Consider the following 25726-nt stretch of genomic DNA (forward strand, 5'->3'; position numbering starts at 1 on the left):
ATCACTTTAATAAATCTTTAACATTGATGAAATCGGTGGAATGATCTCTTCACGATGCTTCACGTTCTTGATGCGAAATGAGATATCCAAAATTTATGTAATATTGAATTTACCCTATAATCGATCCATCTGGATTTGGAGTTTTATGCAAGCAAAAAAGAGATGCCAAAAAAGCATCTCTTTAAAAGATATTGCCAAAGCTGCAGTTAATTCATGGATAAAGCCGATTGCATTTTAATAGGAATAAGAACCCACTGCAAAGCAAACTCATTTTTAACTTGGCATTTGTTTATTTGTTCATCGACATCAAGAACTCCTCGTTGTTTAGAGTTGCTTTGATGTTTTTGTGCACGAATTCCATGGCTTCCACAGGATTCATGTCTGAAAGGTATTTTCTTAGGATCCACATTCTCTGCTGAGTAGTGTCATCCAGGAGCAAATCATCTCTTCTGGTACTTGAGGCCACCAAATCGATTGCCGGATAAATTCGTTTGTTGGCGATTTTTCGGTCAAGCTGAAGTTCCATATTTCCGGTTCCTTTGAATTCCTCGAAAATGACTTCATCCATTTTGGAACCGGTATCGATCAATGCGGTTGCGATAATGGTTAAAGAACCGCCACCTTCAATATTTCTTGCCGCTCCGAAAAATCTTTTCGGTTTGTGCAGCGCGTTGGCATCCACACCGCCGGAAAGAATCTTCCCGGAAGCTGGAGTCACGGTGTTGTAAGCTCTAGCCAATCTTGTAATCGAGTCGAGGAGAATCACCACATCATGGCCACATTCCACCATTCTCTGCGCTTTAGAAAGAACAAGGTTTGCCACTTTCACATGCTTTTCTGCAGGTTCGTCGAAGGTTGAAGAGATTACTTCCGCATTTACGCTTCTTTCCATATCGGTTACTTCTTCCGGTCTTTCGTCGATCAAAAGAATCATCATATAGGCTTCCGGATGGTTTGCAGAAATAGAATTCGCGATGTCTTTCAGCAACATGGTTTTACCGGTTTTCGGTTGTGCCACGATCATTGCTCTTTGTCCTTTTCCAATCGGCGTGAATAAATCCACGATTCTTGTGGAGAGGGTGGAGTTTTTCCCGGTCAGGTTGAATTTTTCCTCAGGGAATAGTGGTGTTAAAAACTCAAAAGCAACCCGGTCTTTGATGAATTCCAAATCTCTCCCGTTGACTTCTGTAGGTTTTAATAAGGAAAAATATTTCTCACCTTCTTTTGGCAAGCGAACAATTCCTTTTACCGTGTCACCTGTTTTCAGACCATAATTTCTGATTTGGTTGGTAGAAACATACACGTCATCCGGGGAGGAAATGTAAGAGAAATCTGAAGAGCGAAGGAATCCGTAGTTATCCGGAAGGATTTCCAAAACGCCTTCAATGGTCACCAATCCATCAAAATTGAAATCCTTTTTAGAGTTTTCATCCTGGTTTTCGGCATTCTGATTTTTGTTTTTATTTTGATTCTTGTGTTGGTGCTGTTGTTTGTTCTGATTTCCGTTTTGATTCTGATTTCCGTTTCCGTTGGGGTTCCTGTTTGGATTTTCGTTTGTTGGCTGAGGTTTTGGTTGTTCCGGACTGGTTTCTTTTTCTGTGGAATTTCCTGCGGCAACTGGTTCAGGAGTCGCTTCCTCTTTCGGATTCGGGATTCTTTGTCTTTTTTTCTTCTGCTGATTTCTATTTGGTTCGGCAGGAGTCTGTGTTTTTGTCTCTTGCAGAGCGTTTTCCGTGATTTCGTCTGTGGGTTTCGCTTCAATGATTTCCGTTTTTTCGAAAGGAATTTCTGCGGAAATCTCTGCCGGTTGTTCGGTCTTCTTTTTTGCTGCCGGTTTTTTTGCTGCCGGCTTTTTCACTGCAGGAGTGGTTTTGTCTTCTGTATTCATAGGGGTTTCGGTGGCGTTGTAATAATCTTTTGCTACTTTGGTGTTAGACGCCTGAAAGTCTAATATGGCAAAAATTTTATCATTATCGGTGCTGTTTTTAGCAACTTTAACGCCTAAATCTTTCGAGATTTTGTCCAAATCCAGAGCGGATTTCGACCTTAACGTTTCGATGTTGAACATAAATGTTACGTAAAAAAGGTGTTATATAAGTGTGTGTAAGTAAGAAGATTAAGTCGGGCGACTTTTCTTAATCAGATCAATAATAGTGCAAATCTACGCTAAATATTTAATTATGCAAAAAAATATCGCTATTTTTGCAATTCACAATCAGATAAGATGTTACAAAGAATACAGACCGTCTGGATATTTTTGGCGATTTTGGGCGCGGTTTTTCTGTTCATTACCGGGCAGGATTTTTCGCTATTCGGACCGACTCCTTTTATTTCCATCGCTTCTGTGGTTTTGGTCTTGTTTGGATTCATTAGTATTCTGAGTTATAAGGAAAGAAAAAGACAGATCCAGCTGAATAATATCAGCATGATGATAAACGCTTTGTTGCTCGGTTTATTGGCGTATTGGCTACTCACTTTATCCGGAGGAATTGATTTTCCTGAGAAGGGTATTGAGCCTATTTTTCCGTTATTGTCTATTATTTGTTTGTTCATCGCAAACATCTACATCCGGAAAGATGAAAGGCTCGTAAAATCTGTGGACAGGCTCCGCTAAACTCACAACGATTTTTTTTGAGTGAAACAGTTCCTTCTTGGGACTGTTTTTTTCTTGTTCCCACTGCCAAGATGGTTTCCATCAAATTGAAATTATGTAATTTTGCGACTTAATTTCATTGAATGAAGCCCATCAACCGAATTCTTTCTTTCGCTAAACCCCACCGGAAATATTTTTTCGGGAGTATATTCTTTAATATTTTATACTCGCTGCTCAGCATTTTCTCGGTGATCACGATGCTGCCAATTCTGAGGATCGTTTTCAAGCTGGATGACGGCGTGGATATCTCGAAAGCACCCATCTACAGCGGAAGATTAGGCGATTATTTCGGTTACCTTAAAGAAATGGCTTATTACAAAATTCAGCTCAATATCAATGAACTTGGAGCGGTAACCGTTTTAGCCTGGCTTTGTGGAATTACCGCGATTGCATTTTTGCTCCGAAATCTCTTCAGGTATTTGGGAGCCTATTTTTTGGTTAATTACCGGGTTGGAATTACCAAAGATCTCCGCACGGCGATGTATGACAAATTTTTGAAACTCCCCGTTTCGTTTTTTACCGAACAGCGAAAAGGCGACATGATCTCGAGGATTTCAAACGATATTGGTGCGGTGGAAGGCGGAATTATGGGTGCTTTGGTGGATTTGATCAATTCGCCTTTCATGATTATTTCCACGCTGATCACGCTTTTTCTTTTAGACGCAAAACTGACTTTATTTTCGCTCTTGGTTTTCCCGATCATGGGCTGGATCATTTCCTTCGTGGGGAAAAGCCTGAAAAGAAAGGCGACCCAAGCTCAGGAGGAATTGGGAAACCTGTTTTCGTTGGTGGATGAAACTTTGAAATCCTCCAAAGTCATCAAAATTTTCAATGCCGATAAAATTCTGAAAAACCGATTCAATACCACAAATGACAACTGGCAGAAATATGCAATAGGAATGAGCAGGAGGAGAGAATTGGCTTCCCCGGCGAGTGAATTTCTAGGTTCTATCACCATTCTCCTGATTACGTGGTTTGCCGGACAAAGCATTATCGCCGGAACCAATAACGATCCGGTAACGTTTTTAGCGTTCATCGGTCTGTTTTTCCAGATTCTGGATCCCGCCAAAAAACTCTCCAACGCCGTTTCTTCGATTCAAGGCGGAATGGCCAGTCTGGACCGTGTCTCAGAAGTATTAGACTATGATTTAAAAGTGGATGAAGCCGAAAATCCAATTCCGATTTCTACCCTGAAAGATCAAGTGGAATTTAAAGAAATCGGGTTTTATTACGATAAGGACAATGTCATCTTGAAGAACTTTAACCTCACAATTCCCAAAGGTAAAACCATCGCTTTAGTGGGACAGTCTGGTTCCGGGAAAACGACCATCGCCAATTTGCTTGCCCGTTTTTATGATGTTTCAGAAGGTGAAATCTTGGTGGATGGCATTGATTTAAAAGAATTGAAAGTTCAGGATTACCGAAACCTTTTGGGAATGGTCACTCAGGAATCCGTTTTGTTCAATGATTCTATTTTTAACAATATTTTGATGGGAAAACCGGATGCCACCGAAGCGGAGGTAATCGCTGCAGCGAAAATTGCAAACGCCCATCAATTCATAGAAAATCTTCCGGAAAAATATTACACCAATATCGGTGACGATGGCAACAAACTTTCTGGCGGACAAAAACAAAGGGTCTCCATTGCAAGAGCCGTGCTGAAAAATCCACCGATCATGATTTTGGACGAGGCCACTTCCGCATTAGATACAGAATCCGAAAGATTCGTTCAGGATGCCTTGGAAAAAATGATGGAAAACCGAACTTCACTGGTCATTGCGCACCGGCTTTCCACCATCCAAAAAGCGGATTGGATCGTGGTGATGGAACGAGGAGAAATCATAGAACAGGGAACCCACCAGGAACTTTTCGCAAAAAATGGAATCTACCGAAAGTTGGTGGAATTGCAGAATTTTGATTGAGAATCTCCAGGAATCCATGAATAAGTTGGCAGATTCGTAAACTAGTGTAACGACATCGTCAAATTAGGACATCACCGCCCAATCATCTTCTTGATCGAATTCAGTTTCATTAAAGCTTCTATTGGCGTCAGCGTATTGATGTCGATTTTTGTGAGTTCTTCACGGATATTTTCTAGGACCGGATCATCGAGCTGAAAGAATGAAAGCTGAAGATTTTCCTCGGTAATCGCTTTGGTTTTTTCTTTACCACTTTTGTGGGAACGGCTTTTTTCTAAAGTTTTTAAAACTTCATTCGCCCGATTTATCACTGTGGATGGCATTCCGGCGAGTTTCGCAACATGAATCCCGAAACTGTGCTCGCTTCCACCCGGAACGAGTTTCCGCATGAAAATAATATTTCCTTTATTCTCCTGAATGGAAACGTGGTAATTCTTGATCCGCTCGAAATTCACTGTCATTTCATTGAGTTCGTGGTAATGGGTCGCAAACAAAGTTTTCGGCTGCGTCGGATGTTGATGGAGGTATTCGGCAATTGCCCATGCAATCGAAACTCCGTCATAAGTGGAAGTTCCACGACCGATTTCGTCCAGTAGAATCAAGCTTCTTTCGGAAATATTGTTCAGGATATTGGCCGCTTCGTTCATTTCGACCATGAAAGTGGATTCGCCTGCAGAAATATTGTCGGTTGCTCCTACTCTGGTAAAAATTTTGTCTAGAATCCCGATTTCCGCATGTTTTGCGGGAATGAAACTTCCGATCTGCGCCATCAGACAAATGATTGCGGTTTGCCGGAGAATGGCAGATTTTCCCGCCATATTCGGTCCGGTTACCATAATGATCTGCTGCGAGTTGCGGTCGAGAAAAAGGTCGTTTGGAATGTATTTTTCGCCTAAAGGTAGCGCATTTTCAATGATGGGATGCCTTGCTTCGGTCAATGAAATTTCCAGCGTGTCATTCAGAATCGGTTTGGTGTAACTTTCAGAAACAGCCAGTTCGGACAATCCGACTCCGCAATCCAATTCAGCGATGATTCTGGAATTTTCCTGAATCTGGTCGATGTAGATCATCACATTTTCGCAAACTTTTCGGTAAAGTTCGTGTTCTATTTTCGAGATTTTTTCTTCGGCACCGAGAATCTGCTCCTCGTATTCCTTCAGTTCCTCAGTGATGTATCTTTCGGCATTGACCAAAGTCTGTTTCCGGATCCAGTCGTCCGGAACTTTATCTTTGTGTGTATTTCTAACTTCGATAAAGTACCCGAAAACATTGTTGAAACTGATTTTCAAACTCGAAATTCCGGTGCGTTCGGTTTCCCTTTCGCACATTTCGTCCAGGAAATTTTTTCCTTTGTTTTGAAGATTTCTCAACCGGTCGAGCTCTTCGGAAATCCCGTTTTTAATGACATTTCCCTTTGCAATGTATACAGGAAGTTCCTCATTCAGATAGTTTTGCAAATATTTAATGATATCTTCCAAATCATTCAGCGGCTGAATCCACGCCAAAACCTGATCAGAAGAATGAAGCAAACTTTTGATTTGATGAATGTTGATCAAACTTTGACGGAGGTGGCCGAGTTCCTTCGGCGTAATTTTTTCCGAAGCCAGTTTTCCCATCAAACGGTCCAGATCGGAAATGGATTTCAGAAGCTGAAGAATCTCGTATTTCAAAGCATCTTCGGTATTGAAAAACTCGATCAGGTTTAATCTTCGGTTAATTTCATCCACGGATTTCAACGGGAGAATCAGCCGTCTTCTCAGCAGTCTTCCTCCCATCGGCGTCGAGGTTTTATCGATAATATCCAACAGTGATTTTCCTTGCGGATTGCTTGGATAAACGATTTCCAGATTCCTCAAGGTGAACTGGTCCATCATCAGATAATTATCCTGCGGAATGAGTTGTATTTTCGTAATGTGCTGTAAAAGAGCGTGGTGTGTGTCTTCAACCAAATAGGCAAAAATTGCTCCGGCTGCGATAATTCCCAATTTCATTTCATCCACACCGAATCCTTTCAGCGAATTGGTTTTGAAATGGTTGGTCAGTTTTTCATAAGCATAATTCAATTGAAATGCCCAATCTTCGAGTTTAAAGGAATTTTTATTTTTAAGTGGAGTCGGGAGTTCGGTGGTTCTTTGGTAGATGATTTCACTCGGATCGAAAGTGGAAACGAGATGCAGTAATTTCTCCAGATTACCTTCCGAAACCAAAAATTCTCCCGTGGAAATATCAACCAGCGCCATTCCGAATTTCTCTTTTTCCTTATGGATGGAAAGCAGGAAATTGTTTTTCTTAGAGCTCAAAACCTGCTCGTTGAAAGTCACACCTGGAGTTACCAATTCTGTGACGCCTCTTTTCACGATTCCTTTCACGGTTTTCGGATCTTCGAGTTGGTCGCAGATGGCCACTCGAAGTCCTGCTCTCACGAGTTTCGGCAAATAAGAATCGATGGAATGGTGCGGAAATCCGGCCAGTTCCAGCTGGGAATCGCCGTTGTTTCTTTTGGTTAAAACGATGCCGAGAATTTGTGATGCCTTGATCGCGTCCGTCCCGAAAGTTTCATAGAAATCCCCGACACGAAACAGCAGCAAAGCATCCGGATATTTCGCTTTGATGGTATTGTACTGCGTCATTAAAGGGGTTTCTTTCTTGGCCATTTTTGATGTGGAAAATTTCTGCAAGATAAAAAAAGGGATTTACAAAAAAAAAAGATACCATTGATTGTTTGGTTAAATATTTGGGTCGCTGTAAAAATTCATGCAAGACCTTTCGCTTTAGCAATCAACTTGAATTTCCGGCCAAAGTTTAGCGAAATTTTCAAAAAAGGCATTTGGGATCAGTACGAAATCTGCCGAAATTCTTGCATTAAGATTTCTCCGGGCTTTAAGTTTCCTATTTTCTTCAGTACTTTTGTCAAAAATACGAAAATGCCCTCCACCAAGAAACTGAAACTCGAAGAATTAGGTAGAATCGATGTTGAAACTTTTAAGCAGACCGAGAAAATTTCGTTGGTCGTGGTTTTGGATAATATCCGAAGCATGCATAATGTGGGAGCAGTTTTCAGAACGGCGGATGCTTTTTTGGTCGAAAAAATCATCCTTTGCGGAATCACGCCACAACCGCCGCACCGCGAAATCCACAAAGCCGCATTGGGTGCCACAGAAAGTGTGACTTGGAGTTATGAGAAGAATATTTCTGCTGCTTTGGAAGATTTGAAAAAAGAAAACTTCAAAATCATTGGGATTGAGCAGACTACCCATTCGGAACTTATTACCGAATTTAATATTGACAAAAAGGGGAAATACGCACTGGTTTTGGGCAACGAAGTTGATGGATTGAGTGATGAGGCACTTCCGCTTTACGATACTTTTCTGGAAATTCCGCAATTGGGAACCAAACATTCGCTCAACGTCTCGGTTTGTGCGGGAATCGTGATGTGGGAATTTTTTAAAGATTTAAAATAGTATCCGGCTTTTCTAACTGCTGGAATCCGTTTCGGCAGAATGTTTATTAACTTGTGAAATGTTCGATTGATTCCACGTAATCCTTTTTTTGAAAGGTCTCTCCCGAACTGGACATTCCCAATATTCGCAAATCTCGCAAGAGAAAGGTTTGCAGTCATCCAAATGAAAATTGAACTCAATATTTCGATCCGTATTTTTGGCGATTAATTTATAGACCTGCTCCATTTCCTCGTGGGCTTTTCTCAACTCGAAATACCACGGCAATGTCAAATGGGCATCTATATGCAGCCCACTTCCATGTTGCTGGATCCTCATGTTGTGAACATCGATCCATTCTGGTTCACGGTTTTCGTCCAGGATTTTTGCGAGGCGCGAAATCATTCCCAGGTCCGCTTCATCCATGATTCCGCTCAATGATTTTCGGATGATTTTGTAACCCACAAAGATGATATAGCTGCCAAAAATTAAGGCAACTGCCGCATCAATCCAGAAAATCTGGGTGAAATAAACCAAAACCAAACTGAGGACCACTCCTAAAGTGGTGAAGGTATCGCTCTGCAAATGTTTGCCGGAGCTTTGCAAAACGAGAGAATTCTCTTTGATTCCTTTTTTTATGGAAATATATCCCATCAAATAATTGATGACTGCGGTGGCCGCGATAATCAGGATTCCCCAGTCGAGCTTTTTGGGTTCATTGCCTTGGAGCAGTGAATCCACCGCTTCCACAATGATGATGATGCCTGCAAAAATGATGAGCGCACCTTCGATTCCGGAAGTTACAAACTCTACTTTTCCATGTCCATAAGGATGATCCAGGTCCTTTGGTTTTGCTGCAAGATAGAGTGAGTATAAACCCATGAATGCAGCGATGATATTCACAATGCTTTCCATGGCGTCAGAAAATACCGCGTCGGAATTGGTCAGATGCCAAGCAATCAGTTTTCCGATGAAGAGTATGATTCCTACAATCGCAACATTTCTTTGGAAAGCGAAATTGGATTTGGATGAATTTTGAATGATGGGCATCTAAGTTTGAATATTTTTATTAATATTGTTTGAGGCGTCTAAGAATAAAAAATCCCGCATTGAGCGGGCTTTATTATCTTTGAATCCAGTTTTCGATTTTTAAATGCTCAAAGTTTTGGAAATCTTTGAGGTTCTCAGTTACTAAAGTCAGATCATAATGCAATGCTGTACTAGCAATGAGCATATCAAACTCATCATTAACAGGTTTTCCTAATTTGTGCAATCTCAATTTTTCTTTCGCATATCTTTTCGCTGAGCCAATAATTGGAATTACCTCTAAACCTTCTACGAAGCCATCTACATTTCTAAACGATTTTTTCGGATCTTCGCTTTTTTCTGCACCAAAATAGAGTTCAAAAACTGTAATTTCAGAAATTAAACAATTCCTAAATCCAATATTTTTGATTTTTTCCGCAATTTTAAATTTATCACGAAGAAAATGGATGCAGATATTGGTGTCTAAAAGATACATTATAAATCGACTTCTCTTTTTCTAAAGTGTCTGCTTTCCTTTATTTCCTTGATGATTTCATCAGAAGGTTTGCTAGAACCAAATCCGCCCGCAGAAGCAAAAAATTTTCTTTCACGCTCCTTTTCTTCGTCTTTTTCTTTTTTGAGTGATTTCAATAATCTTTCAATAATCTCAATTTTCGCATAGGAACTTAACTTCTCAATTTGAAGCAGATAAGTTTCTAAGATATTTTTTTCGATGGTCGTCATCACAGTAATTTTAACCAAAAATACGAAACAATTTCTAAACCAATTGATTGCCAACCAAATACTCTGCAATCTGCACCGCATTGGTTGCGGCCCCTTTTCGCAAGTTGTCTGCCACAATCCACAGGTTCATGGTTTTCGGTTGGGATAAATCTCTTCTGATCCTTCCCACGAAAACTTCATCTTTTCCTTCGGAATAAAGTGGCATCGGATAAATTTTGTTTTTCACATCGTCCATCACCACGACGCCAGGAGTTTCTGAAAGTATTTTTCGGACTTCATCCAAATTGAAATCGTTTTCAAATTCAATGTTTACACTTTCTGAATGGCCACCCTGAACCGGCACACGTACTGCAGTTGCCGTTAAGTTAAAGGTGTCGTCTGCCATGATTTTTTTCGGCTCTTTCATCAGTTTGAGCTCTTCTTTCGTGTAATCGTCTTCTGCGAAAACATCGCATTGAGGAAGTGCGTTTTTGAAGATTTCATAAGGATAGACTTTTGCCACGTCGTCATTCCCGATGATTTCAGCGTTTAATTGGTCCACCGCATTTTTCCCCGTTCCGGTTACGGATTGGTAGGTGGAAACAATCACCCTTTTCAGGTCATATTTTTGGTTCAAAGGATGCAGCACCATGACGAGCTGAATTGTGGAGCAGTTTGGATTTGCTATGATTTTGTCTTCTTTTGAAATTTCGTTCGCGTTGATTTCTGGGACCACCAGTTTTTTGTCTGGATCCATTCGCCATGCGGAAGAATTGTCGATCACGGTAGTTCCGGCTTCGGCAAACTTTGGCGCAAATTCTTTGGAAGTTTCCCCTCCCGCTGAAAATAAGGCGATTTCCGGTTTTAGATCAATGGCTTTCTGCATCGAGACAATTTCGAATTCCTTGCCTTTAAAAGTGATCTTCTTGCCCACTGATTTTTCAGAAGCTACAGGAATGAGTTCGGTTACTGGGAAGTTTCTTTCTTCCAAAACTTTCAACATAATCTGGCCCACCATTCCGGTTGCGCCAACAACTGCTATTTTCATTATATTAGTTCAATATTGTTTAATTGGTTCAAACTTGTTCAAATTGTTTAAGGTCTGTTTCTGTATTTCGGTCCTTTCAATTCACTTTTGGACAGATAATCCATCAGATTATTAATTTTTACGCTAAGAATTTCCGTTTGAGATTTTAGCTTTTCAAATTTGATTTCGTCTATGAATTTTCTGTCGAGAACACGATAAAGCTGAGATCTGGTTTCTCCACAAGATGTCTTTGCAACAGACAGGAATTGTGAGAATTCTTTGTTGCCGTTTCGCTCAAATCCTTCTGCGAATTTGTCCATCACAGAACCTGAAGAACCATCAATCTGATTACTGAGTTTATAGTTGATTTTCAAATTAGTGCTTTCAATTACATCATATATGTCATTGCACAAAACCCTTGAAAGCTGCCAAATTTCTAAATCCTCAAAATGTTTTATAGCTGCCATAACACTATTAAACTATGTTGAACAATTTTAAACCTTTTGAACAAGTCTTTACGCTCCAAAAAGTCTTTTCCATTGGAATGCCCAAAGCATTAAAGCGATTGCGATGAACGCCATCACCGCCCAAGACATTTTCATTTTGTCATTGGTTTTGAATTTTTTGTTTACGATGGTCAACAAGATTGCTGCGATAATCATGGAAGTGGGGTGTTCCACATAGGTATTTCTTGCCACTGCATCTTTCATTAAAGTTCCGGTTGCTGTAGCTTCTTTAAATCCAGGCGAGAAAAAGAACAGCATGATCAAACCGATCAAAGCTTGAGTGTGAAAGAAAATCATCGTGAAAAGGCTTGATTTTTTAAGCAATTTTGTGATTTTTCCGGAGTAACCGAACATCGTCAGCAGAAGTGCAATCACATAAATCGCAGTTAAGAGTAAAATCAAATAAGCGAATCCACGGTGCGCATTGAGCATTAGATTGAAATCCATTTTTAATATTTTTAATGATTAGTTGCAAAGATAGAAAAATCCCGACGATTGCCGGGATTTTAAAATAGTGTTAAATAGAACCCTTAGAAAGAGTATTTGAATCCAAGCATTGCAGACCAAGTAGTCACTGAAGTGTTTGCCGGTCTTGTTGGAGATTGAATTAATCCAGCGCCGTCTCTCAACATGGTGAATGATGGATCTGGTGAAAGATTTCCAGCTCTTGACAAGATTGCTGCACCATAAGAACTCACGGTGTAGTCTCTGACACCCCAATTGGAGTTCAACAGGTTTCCAAAATTCAAGATGTCTAATGAAATCTGAACTTTGTCACCTTTGCTTACCATGTCTTTGAATAGGTTCTGAGCCAATCTCACATCAAAACGGTTCAGCCAAGGAAGCAAGAATTCATTTCTTGGAAGGATTTGTCCTCGGTATTTTTCAAGTCCATTATCGGCGATAAATTTGTCAAAAGCATCACGCTGTTGCTGCGCTGTAAACAATACCGTCACGTTGCTTCCTGAACCAGTAGTGATATCTGAAAACTTCATGTTGTTTGAGTTCAAAGGAATGTACATCAAGTCATTTGCAATTCCGTCGCCATTCACGTCATTAGAATAATAGTAGGAATATCTACCTTGATTAGCTCCGTTATAGTAAACCCCGAAAGTGGTTCCTGTTTTCTTAAGTTCATAGGTGAAATTCGCTACAATTCTGTGAGGTACTGAATAATCAGAAATACTCAAGAATTGTTGGTTTGGTGAATCGATGGTTGGTGATCCGCCCCATGCTGAAGTTGCACTGGAACCTGCATTTGCAGATACTTCCTTAGACTCGGAGAAGGTGTAAAATACTGATCCTGAAAGTCCGTTCCAAGGTCTTACCGACGCACCGAAAGTTGCAGAGAACGCATGACCTTTGGTATCGGTATTGGTGAGTACAGTTGCGCTGTTGCCTCCGATTGCAGGATTATAAGTATATGATGCAGCATCTGGATAATAAACACGGTCTGCATAAACCATTTGTGCTGTTGAAACTTTTCTGTTTGCACCGAACTGGAATACCCCGTTTACATCTTTGGTATAAAGAATATCAGCGGTCAAGGTGATTGGGCTTTGCGGAATTTTGTAATCGATCCCGAAGCTTGATCTCCAAACCGAAGGCATCTTGAAGGAATCATCAACCAAAGCAAAAGATGATGGAACACCACCAGATGGCGAAGTGATGAAAGGTGTAACCTGTTGTCCGCCAGAAGTATAGTAAACTGGATTATTTACATAGTAATAGATATCTTCCGGATGGAATCTGATCTGTCCGATCCATGGAGCTACAGCTGCATAACTTCCAGGTTCGATGGTGTTTTGAAGAACACCTGCGTTAGTAGGCATGTTGGTTAACCAAACAAACGGAACTCTACCCGTGAAGATTCCTGTTCCACCTCTCAAAGTTAACGATCTGTCACCCAATACGTCATAATTGAATCCGAATCTTGGCGATAGCATTACTCTCGATTTTGGCCATTTGCCAGAAGAATAGTTTTTAGGATTACCATTTACATCCAGTAATGTCAAATTATCGATAGATGGATTTGCTGTAAGATCATTGAGGTACATCGGCAATTCAGCACGAAGTCCTACTGTGAAGTTTAACTTGTCATTCAATGCAATTCTGTCCTGTACATAAGCCGAACCAAGTCCAAAGTTAATTCTTGAATAAGTGTCCTGCCCTGCGTAAGGATAAGTTAGACCAAACATGATTGGTGCAACTTCAGCGGCGGTACCTGTTTTCAGGAAATCCGCTACAGAGGCATATCGGTAATATCCTGTTCCCATTCTGGTGTAGGAGTTGCCAAATTTTTGTACTTCATAAGCAATACCACCGGTTATGGTGTGTCTTCCCGCATTGTAAGTCAAGTTGTTTGTAAAAGAGAAATTATCATTCACCACATCATTCAAATAAGAGAATAACTCTGTACCGAAACTCATGTAGTTTGATCCGTTGGCAGATCCGTCCCAAATATCAACAAATGGGAAAAGTCTGTCTGAAGGAGTAGTTCTCTTGTCTTGAATTTTCGAATAAGTGAACAAGAATTTATTCGAAAGATTGGAAGTAAATGAGGAGTTCAATTCGGCAGTAATTGAAGAAACGGTATTATTGAAACCATAATTACCATTTTCAAAGGTCATGGACTTGTCACTGACCCGGTTTGCGGAAGATCTAGGAGATGGTCCTGAGTTTCCGTTTGCCAATGCATCCGATTTGGCATCAAGCATATTGTAACGTACCGCCAATTTGTGTTTGTCGCTGATGTTCCAGTCGATTCTTGCCAAGATTTTGTCTCCGGTTTGGATTGCCTCGTTGGCATATCCCTGATATCGTCCCGGATCGTATCCCCAAACTGTTCTCAAGTGGTTTTGAACTGCGATTAAGTCTGATTCTTTAACTCTGGTGATATTATTTGCAATATCAGAAACTCCATTTTGAGATGCTTTCCAAAGGTTTGCTCCCGATGCGTTTGCTCCAGTTGCGATTTCACGTTCTCCACTTACGAAAAAGAACAATTTATTTTTAATAATTGGACCACCCACCGTCAAACCGTTGGTCATTTTTGCTCCTACACGCTGGCTTTTATCTTTCACGATTTCTTCTCCATTTACTTTCCAGCCATTCAGGTCTTTGCCATTATAATAACCGTAAAGTGATCCATGGAAGGTGTTGGTTCCGGATTTCGTCACCGCATTGATTCCCGCACCGGTGAAACCAGACTGTGTCACATCAAATGGAGCGATGTTTACAGAAATTTCTTGGATTGCATCCAGTGCGATAGGTTGTGCGTTCCCGCCCGGAAGTGGGTTGCTGCTCAATCCAAATCCATTGTTGAAGTTTGCTCCGTCAATCTGTAGGTTGTTATATCTTGCGTCTCTACCTGCAAATGAATTGCCGTTTGCCTGCGGAGTCAATCGTGTAAATTCTGTAATACTTCTGTTAGCTTGAGGTAAGTCCTGAATCTGTTTGAGCCCAATATTTGTTGCAGCTCCGGTTTTGTTGATATTTCTATTTGCAGCACCGGTAATCACCACTTCCTGGATTTGGGTGGTATTTTCATTAACGATTGGATTTAGGACGAAAGGTTGTCCCAGTTCCAAATAAACATCCTCATAAACAACAGGTTTTTCTCCCGGTTGAGTCACTTCAACTTTGTAAGGTCCACCAACTCGCATGTTTGCCAAGTTGTAATTTCCAGAAGCGTTTGCTTTTGCCGAGTAAACAGTTCCGGAAGGCAAGTGGGTCGCAGTAATTGTAGCGCCAGAAGTTGCTTTACCATCAGACTGTGTCACAATTCCCGTCATGTTACTCGTAGTAACCTGCGCATGTACTGCGCCAAAACCAGTGAAGGCCAAAGCGGCAATCAGTACCCGTTTCTTGATTGGATTTAAATTCATTTTACTTAAAATTTATGATTAATTTAACTCTGGTGCAAAAGTAATCTTATTAAGCCAAAGAAATATTAATAATTTGTTAATATTTAAAATTTTGTTAAAATTACACCTAAATAGCTGAACATCAAAATTTAAAATAAAAAATATTTCTGCGCTCTTAAAAATTATCTTTGTGTAATTCTCAGAAAGCATCTTTACAAATTATTCAATCCATAATTTATTTCACTGCCTTTAGACTGAGGTCAATGTTTTCTGCGGAATGGGTCAGTGCGCCCGCCGAAATAAAATCTACGCCGGTACTTGCCACCTCTTTCAGCATTTCCCGGATGATTCCACCGGAAGCTTCTGATTCTGCTTTCCCTTTGATGAGGGATACTGCTTTTTTCATCATCGGAATATCCATATTATCCAGCATAATACGGTCTGCTCCGGATTTGATGGCTTCTTCCACTTCAGCGAGATTTCTGGTTTCGACTTCTATTTTTATCGGCTTTTTGAGTTTTTTCACATAATCTTTTGCCATTTTCACGGCATTGGTAATGCTTCCGTTATAATCGATATGGTTGTCTTTCAGCATGATCATGTCATAGAGCCCGTATCTGTGGTTGGTTCCGCCGCCAATTGCAACTGCCCATTTTTCACAAATCCTGAAGTTCGGCGTGGTCTTTCTGGTATCCAACAATTTTGTTTTGGTCCCTAAAAGCCTGGAATCCCAGTCGAAAGTCATCGTGGCAATCCCGCTCATTCGCTGCATGCAGTTCAGCACCAGTCTCTCAGTTGAGAGAATAGAACGAGCGCTTCCTTCCACATAAAATGCGATATCTCCCGCCTTCGCCTTTTCTCCGTCTTTGATGAAAACTTCAACCTTCAAATTTTTATCAAACTGTTTGAAAATGATCTCCGCCAGTTCCACTCCGGCCAGAATACAGTCTTCCTTAACCAGCAGTTTTGCTTTCTGCTGAAGATCTTTCGGAATGGTGGAAAGTGTGGAATGATCACCGTCTTGAATATCTTCATCCAATGCGGATTTGATGAATTCCTTTAATGCTTTGTCGGTTACGTAAGGTGGTCGGTTCATATTTATGATTGATTAGCGATTAATGATGAATGAGTTTTGGAATTTTCTTCTTTGTAATATTTCTTTATATCGTGAACTTTTTTAGAATAGGTTTTCGTTAGTAGTACTTGATTTCTCTCTTCCAGAGATAAAGATCTTGTCCATTTACATTTTTTATACATTCAATCCAGTTATTATGCTGATCATATTTGTATTTAAATAGAACATTATTTGGCACTAACTCCTCATTTTTCTTTCCCCAACTATCTATATAATAGAGTTTTTGAATTTGGTTTTTATCCAAAACAAACTGCGCTTGATTTGTAATGCTTCCCTGGTAAATACGAGTTTTTTTAATAATGTTGCCATTTTTGTCAAACTCGTATTCAACCGAGGAAACACTTGGATATTCACCGTCTTTCAGTTCTTCCCGATATTTTCCGTTTTCTTCTAAAATGAAATAGTGGTATTTGTCATCCCGAATTTGAGTTTCTTTTGTCGTTCTGCCCAACGAGTCATATTCAAATTTAGTAAAACCGCTTTGAAAAAGTTTTTTATTATTGTAATCAGTTTTATGGTCAAAATACTTTGATTCTTTGATCTGAAAATTCTCGTCATATAAGTTGACTCGAGTAAGTTTTTTTCTAAATATCGAGTCTTTTGCATCTTGGTAAGAATTTTCGCCAACCTTCTTCCTGATAAAATCGGTAACGGTAAATATGCTGTCGGTTTTTGATACTGAGTCATATTTTGTAATCGTAAAGGGGGTATAAGTTTCGCGATTGCCAAAATATGTTTTAGTGGGTTCGTCTTTCCATTTTAAGCTATATTTTACAAATTTTAATTTATTGCTTGCCCCCTCGTAAAAGTACTGAATATTACGAGCGGCATGTTTATTACCAGAATTTTCATTTATTTTCCTTCCCACACTATCGTAAGTATAGTTATAATCATCTACGATCTCACCAGATTCGTAATACCAGATTTCTTTTGTAATATTTCTATTTTTATCATAGTAGGTTTCATTATTGGTGTATCTGCAAAAGTCCGTTTCAAACCAACTGCTACGCATACTTTCACGCAAATTTTTAGGTGTCATTATGATGGCGTGTCCATATTCACTATCACTTTTCAAAAAAGTATAAGGTCCTGAATTATTAAGAAATAGAACGTATTCTTTCACATATCGTGGTTTTCCCAAAATCGAATCCTTGATGATCTGTGAATAAACCATATTGGAAAGAAATACACAAAAGAGAATTATACTTTTCATAAACAGACTTTTGATCTAAGTTTCTGAAATCGTCAACGGTTTCGTTGCCAAATCTTTATTATAAAAACTGCCTTTGTTTTCCTTCATCTGCAGTGAGTGTTTGATGATGAGGTACGACACGTTCACCAAATTCCTGAGCTCGGAAAGTTGTGGCGAAAGAATAGAGTAGTTGTACAATTCCGTCACGGCTTCATAAATCTCGCGCTGCTTTTTTTTGGCCAGTTCCAATCGGGAATTGCTGCGAACAATTGCCACCAAATCGCTCATCATTTCCTGGAGTTGTCTTCTCAGATAGGAAACCATCACCATTTCGTCCATCATTTTCATTCCTTCCTCGTTCCATTCGGGAACCGCCTTTAAATCATCAAAATTAAAGTCGTTGATTTTGAGCAGCTCCACCGTTTTCATCGCGGCATTGTGACCGAAAACCAAACCTTCCAACAAAGAATTGGAAGCCAGTCGGTTTGCGCCATGAAGTCCGGAATTGGTACATTCGCCCACTGCAAAGAGGTTTTTGATGGAACTTTGCCCATCCATATCCACTTCAATTCCTCCCATTAAATAATGACAAGCGGGAACCACCGGAATCATCTGTGTAAAAGGATCAATTCCTTCGTCCAGGCATTTTTGGTAAATATTCGGAAAATGCTCCACAAATTTTTCATGATCCATTTCCCGGCAATCCAATCCAACATATTCGTCACCGCTGATTTTCAGTTCGTTATCGATAGCTCTTGCCACAATGTCTCGGGAAGCTAATTCTTCGCGCTCATCATATTTATGCATGAATTTTTCGCCATTTTTTAGACGAAGTTTTGCGCCGTCGCCACGAACCGCCTCCGAAATCAGGAAGAGCATACCGTCTCTTTTTGAATAAAGGGCAGTTGGGTGAAACTGGTAATATTGCATGTTCGAAACTTTCCCTCGCGCTCTGTGTACAAAAGCGATTCCATCTCCAGTAGCAATAATCGGATTGGTGGTGTTTTTATAGACGTGACCGGCTCCTCCGGTGGCAACTAAAGTGATTTTCGCAGTGATTTTTTTGATTTTCTTGTTCTTTTCATCCAGGATATAAGCACCGTAGCAATCAATTTTCTCCAAATCGAAAACCTTGTCCGGAACATGGTGTTGCGTGATCAAATCGATGACGTAATGATGCGCCATCATCTCGATATTCGGTGATTTTTTTATCGTGGCCAAAAGTGCTCTTTCGATTTCTGCCCCGGTAACATCTTTGTGGTGAACAATTCTGTTTTCGGTGTGTCCACCTTCTCTTCCGAGCATCAAATGGCCATCCTTTTCGTCGAATCTGGTTCCCCATTCCACGAGTTCTTGAAATCTCGCGGGTCCTTCCTTGATTACCATTTCCACTACTTCCAGTTTGTTTTCACCATCGCCGGCTCTCATCGTGTCGTCGATATGTTTCTGGAAGTTATCTTTGTCAAAATCGGTTACCACAGCGAGTCCGCCTTGAGCATATTTGGTGTTGCTTTCATCTTCATCGGCTTTAGTGACAATGATGATTTTGGCATCCGGCATTTTTTGTGAAATCTTTATTGCATAAGAAAGTCCGGAAATTCCGGAGCCAATTACCAGTACGTCTGCTTTTATCATGGATTTGCGGGTTTCGAGTTACGGGTTGCTGGATGCTAGTTTTTAAGGTTTAATTCGGGATCAATATTTTTCGCGGATTTCTTGCCAAGAATTAATTTTTTTGGATCAGAACTTTTTAGCCTTTTAAGAATCCGTTTTTTCAGTTTTTCAGGAATTTCAAAGCTTTGTCGTTTTGCTTTCAATTTGAAGCACTTTAAATATACTTGAAAAGTTTATCGCCAGGTTTACGCACTTTTTTCATTTTCTGGAATGGATCGTCTTCCGCGCGATAACCTAGTGCCAAAGTAACGGTCACTTTTTCTTTTACTTGGTCTAAGCCTAAAGTTTCGGCAATTACTTCCTGCCGGAAACCTTCCATCGGAGATGAATCCACATTTTCCAAAGCCGCCGCAAACATTAGGTTGCCCAAAACAATATAGGCCTGCTTTTCGTTCCAGTGGAGCAAATTTTCTTTTTCAATATTATCCCGGAAACTCATGACACTGTTCCTGAACCCTTCCAAAGTCTGCATCGTCACATTTCTCACATCGCTGATATGCCGGAAATATCCGTCAATATATTGTTCTTCAATATCCCTTTTTGCGGCAATCACAATCAAATGCGAACAAGTGGTAATCTGTGAGGGATTATAAAATGCGTCCTGCAACCTTTTGAGGATTTCCGGATTCTCAATTACGTAAATTTTGTAGGGCTGCAAACCGAGCGAACTTGCAGAAAGCCGTCCCGCTTCCAGAATATTTTCTAAAACTTCAGGCGCTACTTTCTTTTCGATATCGAATTTTTTCACGGAATAGCGCTTTTCTAAGGCTTCAATATAATTCATCTAACAAAGATAAAGAATTTTGCCTCGTGAGTGAATCGCTTGGCGTGAATTTCCTTTGGTGCGAATTTTAAATGCTATTAAAATATAGATGAGTTATAAAAATTCCCCCACGAATCGAAGTTCACAACACCGCAGATTCATCTCAAAACAATCCGCCATCTCTCTGCTGCTCGAAAAATCCATCGATTTCCGGATTTGGGGATTGCGCTGCTTTCACGGCCAATTGGTCGCAGATTTCATTTTCGGGATGTCCGGCGTGCCCTTTTACCCAATGGAAAGTCGGGTTGTGCAATCGAATCAAGGGAATAATTCTTTGCCACAAATCGGGATTTTTCACATTTTTGAAACCTTTTCGGATCCAGCCATAAATCCATTTTTTGTTGATGGCGTCGGAAACGTATTTACTGTCGGTATAGATGTGGATTTCATTGTCAGCAGATTTGAGTTTTTCAAGTGCCACGATTACCGCCAGAAGTTCCATTCGGTTATTGGTCGTCAAACGGAATCCTTTTGAATATTGCTTCTCGTAATTTTTCTCGGGAACTTTCATCACGATTCCGTAACCGCCTTTTCCGGGGTTTCCACTGCATGCTCCGTCTGTGAAGATTTCGATTTTTAAACTCAATGTAAGAAGGTGTAAATGAAATATTGCAGTAATCTGATTGTCAAATTGCTACAAAGTCATAGTGATAGATTAATAAGCAAAATCGTCATCATCATCCAAATCATTCATCGATGAGCCGGAGAGATTCTGGTTATCAGACATCCCAAATGCTGCGCCTGGATCGATGGTCGTCCTTATCCGGTCGAAACCGCTCGGTTCTTCCTGCTGTCCGAAGTTTGACGGTTGGTAACCGTAACCGCTTCCAAACAAGTCGAGGTCGGCAAATTTTGCAATATTTTTATAGAAAGACATTCTCACATCAGCTGTCGCACCGTTTCTGTGTTTCGCGATAATGAGTTCAGCCTGGTTTTCGGTGGAAGTTTCGGCACCGTCTTCATCATTGTCCCAGGTTGCAATTTTGTAATATTCGGGACGGAAGATGAATGACACGATATCCGCGTCCTGTTCAATCGCACCGGATTCACGGAGGTCTGAAAGTTGGGGTCTTTTACCCGGTCTGGTTTCCACACTTCTGGATAACTGGGAAAGCGCAATCACCGGAACGTTCAGTTCTTTGGCAATGGCTTTTAGTGATCGGGAAATCATGGCGATTTCCTGTTCGCGGTTTCCTGCTCCTCCTTTTCCGGAATTTGCGGTCATCAACTGGAGGTAATCCACCATGATGATTTTCACTCCGTGCTGCATAACCAATCTTCGGCATTTTGCACGGAAATCGAATACGGAAAGTGAAGGAGTTTCATCGATGAATAAAGGAGCGTTTTCCAGTTCTGAAACGTTGGAGAAAAGCCGCTGCCATTCTTCGTCGGACATTTGACCTTTCCTTAATTTTTCCGAAGAAATCCCTGTTTCTGAAGCAATCATTCTGGTAATCAACTGCACGGATGCCATTTCCAGGGAAAATAGAGCCAAAGGAATTTTATGTTCGACTGCAATATTTCTAGCCATTGACAACAGGAAAGCGGTTTTACCCATTGCCGGACGTGCCGCAATAATGATAAGGTCAGAATTTTGCCAACCGCCGGTTTCTTTGTCGATATCCCTAAAACCTGACGGAATCCCGGAAAGTCCTTCTTTGTCCTTTAGGGATTTAATGGTGTCGATTGCCTGTTTCACCAAATTGTTTGCGGTATCGAAACCTTTTTTGATGGTTCCGTTGGTGATTTCGAAGAAACTCTGTTCGGCTTTATCTAAAAGTTCGAAAACGTCGGTAGATTCTTTGTAAGAACTGTCGATGACGTTTGCAGAAACATTAATCAAACTCCTTAAAATAAATTTTTCCAGAATCACCCGTACGTGATATTCAATATGCGCACTGGAGGAAACACCCATCGTCAAGTCGATGATGTAATGATCACCACCGGCAAAACCCAATCTTTCGGTTTTTTTCAGTTCCTGAATTACGGTCATTAAATCCACCGGATGGTTTCCTTCAAACAATTTCAGGATTGCCCGGAAAATTTCCTGGTGTCTTGGATCATAGAAAACTTCCGGCGTCAATAAATCGATGGAATGATCGAGTCCTTTCTTGTCAATCAAAAAAGTTCCGATCACCAATTTTTCGAAATCTACTGCATTTGGCGGTAGTTTGCCATCTGAAATAGAGAGTTCTTTCGCAAAATTTCCGTGGATTAAAGATGATAGTGTTTCCTTTTGAGTCATTGAGCAAAGTTATAAATTTTATGATATTTTAAGATTTTATTAACTAACAAAAAACAAAATATTACTGTTAAAACGTTGGTTGTCATTGAATTGTTATGTTGGTAAGTCTTTAAATTAGAAAGTGGGAGTCAGAATCCGGATGGAAGCTTTTGCCGGTTGAAAATGCCGGATTTGAGGAGCGGGTAGAGCAGAATCAGAATTTTTTCAGGGATCATCCTTCAATTAGAAAGCCAAACTCAAATCCCAAGTCTGATAAGAATTAACCAGTATTTCATAACTATAACTTATTTTTGCAAAATGTTTTCACTGGAACCGATTCAGACCTTAAAAATACGCGAATTTAGATATTTGATGACTGGGAGATTTTTCCTGGTTTTGTCTTTTAGAATGTTGGCTACCTTGATGGGATGGTGGATTTATCAGTTGACCCACGATCCTTTCGCAATCGGCATCATCGGTTTGTCAGAGGTGATTCCCGCGGTTTCTACTGCGCTTTATGCAGGTCACGTGATTGATAATTCGGAAAAGAAAAGGTTATTGCTCATTTGCAATTACGCTTATGTTTTTTTGATCGCACTTTTGGCGATCCCGGCTTTTTATGGTCATGATTCGCTGCATTTGGATAATCGGCATATTACCTATTTTATTTATGCGATCATTTTTTTTACAGGATTTTGTCGGGCATTTTTGGGGCCGATTATTCCATCCATGATTCCCAAAATTGTTCCGCGCGAAACTTTGCCCAATGCGATTACGCTGAATCAGGGAACCTTTCTCACGGCTTCGGTTACGGGGCATGCATTAGGTGGATTTATGATTCACTGGATTGATATTCCCGGGACTGTTTTGGTGGTGGTAGGCTTGATGATTTTTTCTTCGGTTTTCTTTTGGATGCTGAATAAACACCATCCGGAAATCAAGGAAAAGGAAATCAATGTGTTGCAAAGTATGCGCGAAGGAATTGCCTACATTTACAAAACCAAAGAAATTTTGGGCGCGCTGTGTCTCGATATGTTTGCGGTGCTTTTCGGTGGCGCAGTAGCAATGATTCCGGTTTATGCGACTGATATTTTGAAGGTAGGTTCCGAAGGTTTCGGTTTGCTGAATGCGGCTTCAGATATCGGTTCGATGTGTATTATCGCATTTTTGGCATTCGTGCCGCTCAGGAAAAATCAGGGAAAAATTCTGCTTTTTGCGGTTGCCGGATTTGGTTTATGCATCATCGGATTTGGTTTGTCAAAACTATACTGGCTTTCCTTCGGGTTGTTAATGCTGAGCGGAATGTTGGATGGGATTTCTGTAGTCATCCGCGGAACGATTGTCCAGTTGAAAACGCCGGAATATATCCGAGGAAGAGTACTGAGCGTGAATTCCATTTTCATCATGTCGAGTAATGAAATGGGACAGTTTGAAAGCGGAGTTGCCGCGAAACTCCTCGGAGTCGTCCGTTCTGTGGTTTTCGGTGGAACGATGACTTTGCTCGTTGCCTTGATTGTGGGAACCACTGTGCCGAAGCTGCGGAAGATGAAGTATTAGAAGTGAATTTGCTACGCGGTGAATTTTTTCTTGAAACTTGAAACTTGAAATTTGAAATCTACCTGTCGGCAGACAGGCCTCAAACTTAAAACTTTTCTTATGAACTGGATTATTCTGATTATTGCGGGATTATTTGAAACCGGATTTGCGACATGCCTTGGAAAAGCGCAGGAAACTTCGGGCAAGGAAAGTCTGTTTTGGTGGGCTGGATTTGTGGTCGCGCTTTTTATCAGTATGTTTTTGATGTACAAATCAATTTCCTTTGGAAACCATCCCATTCCGATTGGGACCGCTTATGCGGTTTGGACCGGAATCGGCGCAGTAGGCGGAGTTTTGGCTGGAATTTTTATTTTTAATGAACCGGCCACTTTTTGGAGGATGTTCTTTGTCTGTACGCTTATCGCTTCTGTAGTCGGACTGAAAATGGTTTCAAATTAAGGGTGCTCACTCTTGAAATTTTCCAAAAAATCCCCAATCTTTCGGTCATTTGCCAATCGCGGAATTTTGTTTTGTCCGCCAAGTTTTCCTTCAGATTTTGCGTAATCTTGGAAAGCGTTTTTCTTCAGTTTTGTGATGATTAAAGGCTGCAGAACATTTCCGGCAATCAAATCATCATAGTAAGTATTTCGTTTCCGCAATTCTTCATCTAGATTTTTTCTAAAGTCATCCAGATTTTCCGGTTCTTTTTCAAACTCGATGAACCATTCGTGATAAGGCAAACCTTCTGCCGGATTCACCTGTGGAGCTAAATGAAACTCGGTAATCTGCGCCGGGAACTTTTCCACAGTGGCCTTCATCGCCTCCTCTACTTCAAAAGCGATGACGTGTTCTCCAAAAGCTGAGGTGAAATGTTTTGTCCTTCCCGAAACCAAAATCCGGTAGGGATCTTTTGAAATAAACCGCACCACATCGCCGATTGAGTAGGCCCAAAGTCCTGAATTGGTGGTGAGAATCAGCGCATAATCTTTGTTGAGTTCGATGTCTTTTAAAGTTAATCTGGTCCGTCGTTGAGCAGAGTCGGAGCGGCCATATTCTTCTAATGGAATAAATTCGTAAAAAATTCCATGGTTGGTCAGGAGCAGTAAACCCTCTTTTTGATAATCATCCTGAAATGCAAAAAAACCTTCACTCGCTGGAAAAGTTTGAATGGTGTCCACTTTTTTTCCGAGGAGATCGTTCATTTTTTCACGGTAGGGTTCGAAATTGACACCGCCTGTGATGATAAGCTGCAGATTGGGGAAAAGGTCTGTGATTTTCTTCCCGTTTCTTTCGATCAGTTTCTCAAAATACATAATCAGCCACGGTGGAATCCCGGAAATCAAAGTCATGTTTTGTTTTTCGGTCTCTTTTACGATTTGGTCCACTTTGGTTTCCCAGTCTTCAATGAGGTTGGTTTTCAGGCTCGGCAAACGGTTTTTTTGCAGATAGTTTGGAATATGGTGTGCCACGATTCCCGAAAGTCTCCCCGTTTTTATTCCGTTAATTTCCTCCAATTCCGGACTTCCCTGCAGGAAGATCATCTTTCCTGAAACGAAATCGGCATTGTTTTTTTCGGCGATATAGTGAAATATGGCACTTTGGGCAGCCGCGATCTGAAACGGCATTCCTTCCTTGGAAATCGGGATGTATTTTGAGCCGGAAGTCGTTCCGGAAGTTTTTGCAAAATATTCGGGGATTTCTGGCCAAAGGATATTGCTCTGGCCGCGTTTTATTTTTTCTATGTAGGGTTTTAAATCTTCGTAGTCAGCAACTGGAACTTGAGACTGGAAGGTGGGAATGTCTTTGATTTCCTCAAAGTTTCTTTCTCTTCCGAACAATGTTTTTTCGGCAGTTTTTACCAAAGAAATCAATAGTTTTTCCTGGTCTTCAAGAGCATTTTTCTTAAAGTTTCGAGTTTCCTTGAGGTGTTTTTTTGCCCAGATTAACGCGATTTTTTTCTTAATGAAATTTAGCATGGAGCAAAT

At 40.6% G+C, this 25726-nt stretch carries 21 protein-coding genes; 5 read left to right on the forward strand and 16 right to left on the reverse strand.

The window, feature by feature from the left end:
• Positions 1–289: 289 nt before the first annotated feature.
• Positions 290–2068 carry a transcription termination factor Rho gene (gene rho / locus ACM44_RS03305; protein WP_048498684.1) on the reverse strand — a complete coding sequence of 593 codons (1779 nt, stop codon included), beginning with the start codon at positions 2066–2068 and terminating at the stop codon, positions 290–292.
• Between the two features lie 156 nt (positions 2069–2224).
• Between rho and ACM44_RS03310 the strand changes: the two genes are divergently transcribed.
• On the forward strand, positions 2225–2614 hold the full coding sequence (locus ACM44_RS03310; RefSeq protein ID WP_048498685.1) for a DUF4293 family protein: 390 nt from the start codon (positions 2225–2227) through the stop codon (positions 2612–2614).
• A gap of 122 nt (positions 2615–2736) precedes the next feature.
• The gene (locus tag ACM44_RS03315; RefSeq protein ID WP_048498686.1) at positions 2737–4575 is read left to right on the forward strand and encodes an ABC transporter ATP-binding protein; all 1839 of its coding nucleotides are present in this window, start codon (positions 2737–2739) and stop codon (positions 4573–4575) included.
• Between the two features lie 71 nt (positions 4576–4646).
• On the opposite strand, the gene mutS is transcribed toward ACM44_RS03315, so the two are convergent.
• The gene (gene mutS / locus ACM44_RS03320; RefSeq protein WP_048498687.1) at positions 4647–7226 is read right to left on the reverse strand and encodes a DNA mismatch repair protein MutS; all 2580 of its coding nucleotides are present in this window, start codon (positions 7224–7226) and stop codon (positions 4647–4649) included.
• Between the two features lie 270 nt (positions 7227–7496).
• Here mutS and ACM44_RS03325 point away from each other — a divergent pair, with 270 nt between their 5' ends.
• The gene (locus tag ACM44_RS03325; RefSeq protein WP_048498806.1) at positions 7497–8033 is read left to right on the forward strand and encodes an RNA methyltransferase; all 537 of its coding nucleotides are present in this window, start codon (positions 7497–7499) and stop codon (positions 8031–8033) included.
• Positions 8034–8045: 12 nt separating this feature from the next.
• Here the strand turns inward: ACM44_RS03325 and ACM44_RS03330 are convergent, their stop codons facing one another.
• The 13 genes from ACM44_RS03330 to dnaB all read right to left on the reverse strand — a co-directional run bounded on the left by ACM44_RS03330 (position 8046) and on the right by dnaB (position 22226).
• Complete coding sequence (locus ACM44_RS03330) at positions 8046–9059, reverse strand: cation diffusion facilitator family transporter (protein WP_048498688.1); 1014 nt, start codon at positions 9057–9059, stop codon at positions 8046–8048.
• A 73-nt stretch (positions 9060–9132) separates the two neighbouring features.
• Positions 9133–9531, reverse strand: coding sequence for a type II toxin-antitoxin system VapC family toxin (locus tag ACM44_RS03335; protein ID WP_221247155.1), 399 nt, complete (start codon positions 9529–9531; stop codon positions 9133–9135).
• Positions 9531–9779 (reverse strand): hypothetical protein, encoded by a 249-nt coding sequence (locus ACM44_RS03340; protein WP_048498690.1) that lies wholly within the window; start codon positions 9777–9779, stop codon positions 9531–9533. Before ACM44_RS03340 ends, ACM44_RS03335 begins: the two co-directional genes overlap by 1 nt.
• Positions 9780–9813: 34 nt before the next feature.
• The gene (locus ACM44_RS03345) at positions 9814–10806 is read right to left on the reverse strand and encodes an aspartate-semialdehyde dehydrogenase (protein WP_048498691.1); all 993 of its coding nucleotides are present in this window, start codon (positions 10804–10806) and stop codon (positions 9814–9816) included.
• 47 nt (positions 10807–10853) lie between these two features.
• On the reverse strand, positions 10854–11252 hold the full coding sequence (locus ACM44_RS03350; RefSeq protein ID WP_048498692.1) for a four helix bundle protein: 399 nt from the start codon (positions 11250–11252) through the stop codon (positions 10854–10856).
• A gap of 48 nt (positions 11253–11300) precedes the next feature.
• Positions 11301–11738, reverse strand: coding sequence for a hypothetical protein (locus ACM44_RS03355; protein ID WP_048498693.1), 438 nt, complete (start codon positions 11736–11738; stop codon positions 11301–11303).
• Positions 11739–11821: 83 nt separating this feature from the next.
• Positions 11822–15178 carry a TonB-dependent receptor gene (locus tag ACM44_RS03360; RefSeq protein ID WP_048498694.1) on the reverse strand — a complete coding sequence of 1119 codons (3357 nt, stop codon included), beginning with the start codon at positions 15176–15178 and terminating at the stop codon, positions 11822–11824.
• Between the two features lie 214 nt (positions 15179–15392).
• The gene (nadC, locus tag ACM44_RS03365) at positions 15393–16253 is read right to left on the reverse strand and encodes a carboxylating nicotinate-nucleotide diphosphorylase (RefSeq protein WP_048498695.1); all 861 of its coding nucleotides are present in this window, start codon (positions 16251–16253) and stop codon (positions 15393–15395) included.
• A gap of 97 nt (positions 16254–16350) precedes the next feature.
• Positions 16351–17505: a hypothetical protein gene (locus tag ACM44_RS03370; RefSeq protein WP_152669290.1), complete on the reverse strand. Its 1155-nt coding sequence runs from the start codon at positions 17503–17505 to the stop codon at positions 16351–16353.
• Positions 17506–17520: 15 nt separating this feature from the next.
• Complete coding sequence (gene nadB / locus ACM44_RS03375; RefSeq protein ID WP_048498697.1) at positions 17521–19119, reverse strand: L-aspartate oxidase; 1599 nt, start codon at positions 19117–19119, stop codon at positions 17521–17523.
• Between the two features lie 193 nt (positions 19120–19312).
• On the reverse strand, positions 19313–19942 hold the full coding sequence (locus tag ACM44_RS03380; RefSeq protein ID WP_048498698.1) for an NAD(P)H-dependent oxidoreductase: 630 nt from the start codon (positions 19940–19942) through the stop codon (positions 19313–19315).
• Between the two features lie 142 nt (positions 19943–20084).
• Positions 20085–20567, reverse strand: a complete 483-nt coding sequence (rnhA, locus tag ACM44_RS03385) for a ribonuclease HI (RefSeq protein WP_048498699.1) — start codon at positions 20565–20567, stop codon at positions 20085–20087.
• 69 nt (positions 20568–20636) lie between these two features.
• Positions 20637–22226 carry a replicative DNA helicase gene (dnaB, locus tag ACM44_RS03390; protein ID WP_048498700.1) on the reverse strand — a complete coding sequence of 530 codons (1590 nt, stop codon included), beginning with the start codon at positions 22224–22226 and terminating at the stop codon, positions 20637–20639.
• A gap of 297 nt (positions 22227–22523) precedes the next feature.
• On the opposite strand from dnaB, the gene ACM44_RS03395 reads away from it, so the two are divergent.
• Complete coding sequence (locus ACM44_RS03395) at positions 22524–23762, forward strand: MFS transporter (RefSeq protein ID WP_048498701.1); 1239 nt, start codon at positions 22524–22526, stop codon at positions 23760–23762.
• A 99-nt stretch (positions 23763–23861) separates the two neighbouring features.
• Entirely contained in the window at positions 23862–24200 is a 339-nt protein-coding gene (locus ACM44_RS03400) for a DMT family transporter (protein ID WP_048498702.1), read from the forward strand.
• Here ACM44_RS03400 and ACM44_RS03405 read toward each other — a convergent pair.
• Positions 24197–25717, reverse strand: coding sequence for a GH3 auxin-responsive promoter family protein (locus ACM44_RS03405; RefSeq protein WP_048498703.1), 1521 nt, complete (start codon positions 25715–25717; stop codon positions 24197–24199). The two genes, ACM44_RS03400 and ACM44_RS03405, sit on opposite strands and share 4 nt — an antisense overlap.
• Positions 25718–25726: the final 9 nt, after the last annotated feature.

The organism is Chryseobacterium koreense CCUG 49689 (assembly GCF_001045435.1).
GTDB lineage: Bacteria > Bacteroidota > Bacteroidia > Flavobacteriales > Weeksellaceae > Kaistella > Kaistella koreensis.

Coding starts and splice junctions, on each gene's coding strand:
- rho (WP_048498684.1), bottom strand. CDS start 2,068: ATGTTCAACATCGAAACGTTAAGGTCGAAATCCGCTCTGGATTTGGAC.
- ACM44_RS03310 (WP_048498685.1), top strand. CDS start 2,225: ATGTTACAAAGAATACAGACCGTCTGGATATTTTTGGCGATTTTGGGC.
- ACM44_RS03315 (WP_048498686.1), top strand. CDS start 2,737: ATGAAGCCCATCAACCGAATTCTTTCTTTCGCTAAACCCCACCGGAAA.
- mutS (WP_048498687.1), bottom strand. CDS start 7,226: ATGGCCAAGAAAGAAACCCCTTTAATGACGCAGTACAATACCATCAAA.
- ACM44_RS03325 (WP_048498806.1), top strand. CDS start 7,497: ATGCCCTCCACCAAGAAACTGAAACTCGAAGAATTAGGTAGAATCGAT.
- ACM44_RS03330 (WP_048498688.1), bottom strand. CDS start 9,059: ATGCCCATCATTCAAAATTCATCCAAATCCAATTTCGCTTTCCAAAGA.
- ACM44_RS03335 (WP_221247155.1), bottom strand. CDS start 9,531: ATGTATCTTTTAGACACCAATATCTGCATCCATTTTCTTCGTGATAAA.
- ACM44_RS03340 (WP_048498690.1), bottom strand. CDS start 9,779: ATGACGACCATCGAAAAAAATATCTTAGAAACTTATCTGCTTCAAATT.
- ACM44_RS03345 (WP_048498691.1), bottom strand. CDS start 10,806: ATGAAAATAGCAGTTGTTGGCGCAACCGGAATGGTGGGCCAGATTATG.
- ACM44_RS03350 (WP_048498692.1), bottom strand. CDS start 11,252: ATGGCAGCTATAAAACATTTTGAGGATTTAGAAATTTGGCAGCTTTCA.
- ACM44_RS03355 (WP_048498693.1), bottom strand. CDS start 11,738: ATGGATTTCAATCTAATGCTCAATGCGCACCGTGGATTCGCTTATTTG.
- ACM44_RS03360 (WP_048498694.1), bottom strand. CDS start 15,178: ATGAATTTAAATCCAATCAAGAAACGGGTACTGATTGCCGCTTTGGCC.
- nadC (WP_048498695.1), bottom strand. CDS start 16,253: ATGAACCGACCACCTTACGTAACCGACAAAGCATTAAAGGAATTCATC.
- ACM44_RS03370 (WP_152669290.1), bottom strand. CDS start 17,505: ATGAAAAGTATAATTCTCTTTTGTGTATTTCTTTCCAATATGGTTTAT.
- nadB (WP_048498697.1), bottom strand. CDS start 19,119: ATGATAAAAGCAGACGTACTGGTAATTGGCTCCGGAATTTCCGGACTT.
- ACM44_RS03380 (WP_048498698.1), bottom strand. CDS start 19,942: ATGAATTATATTGAAGCCTTAGAAAAGCGCTATTCCGTGAAAAAATTC.
- dnaB (WP_048498700.1), bottom strand. CDS start 22,226: ATGACTCAAAAGGAAACACTATCATCTTTAATCCACGGAAATTTTGCG.
- ACM44_RS03395 (WP_048498701.1), top strand. CDS start 22,524: ATGTTTTCACTGGAACCGATTCAGACCTTAAAAATACGCGAATTTAGA.
- ACM44_RS03400 (WP_048498702.1), top strand. CDS start 23,862: ATGAACTGGATTATTCTGATTATTGCGGGATTATTTGAAACCGGATTT.
- ACM44_RS03405 (WP_048498703.1), bottom strand. CDS start 25,717: ATGCTAAATTTCATTAAGAAAAAAATCGCGTTAATCTGGGCAAAAAAA.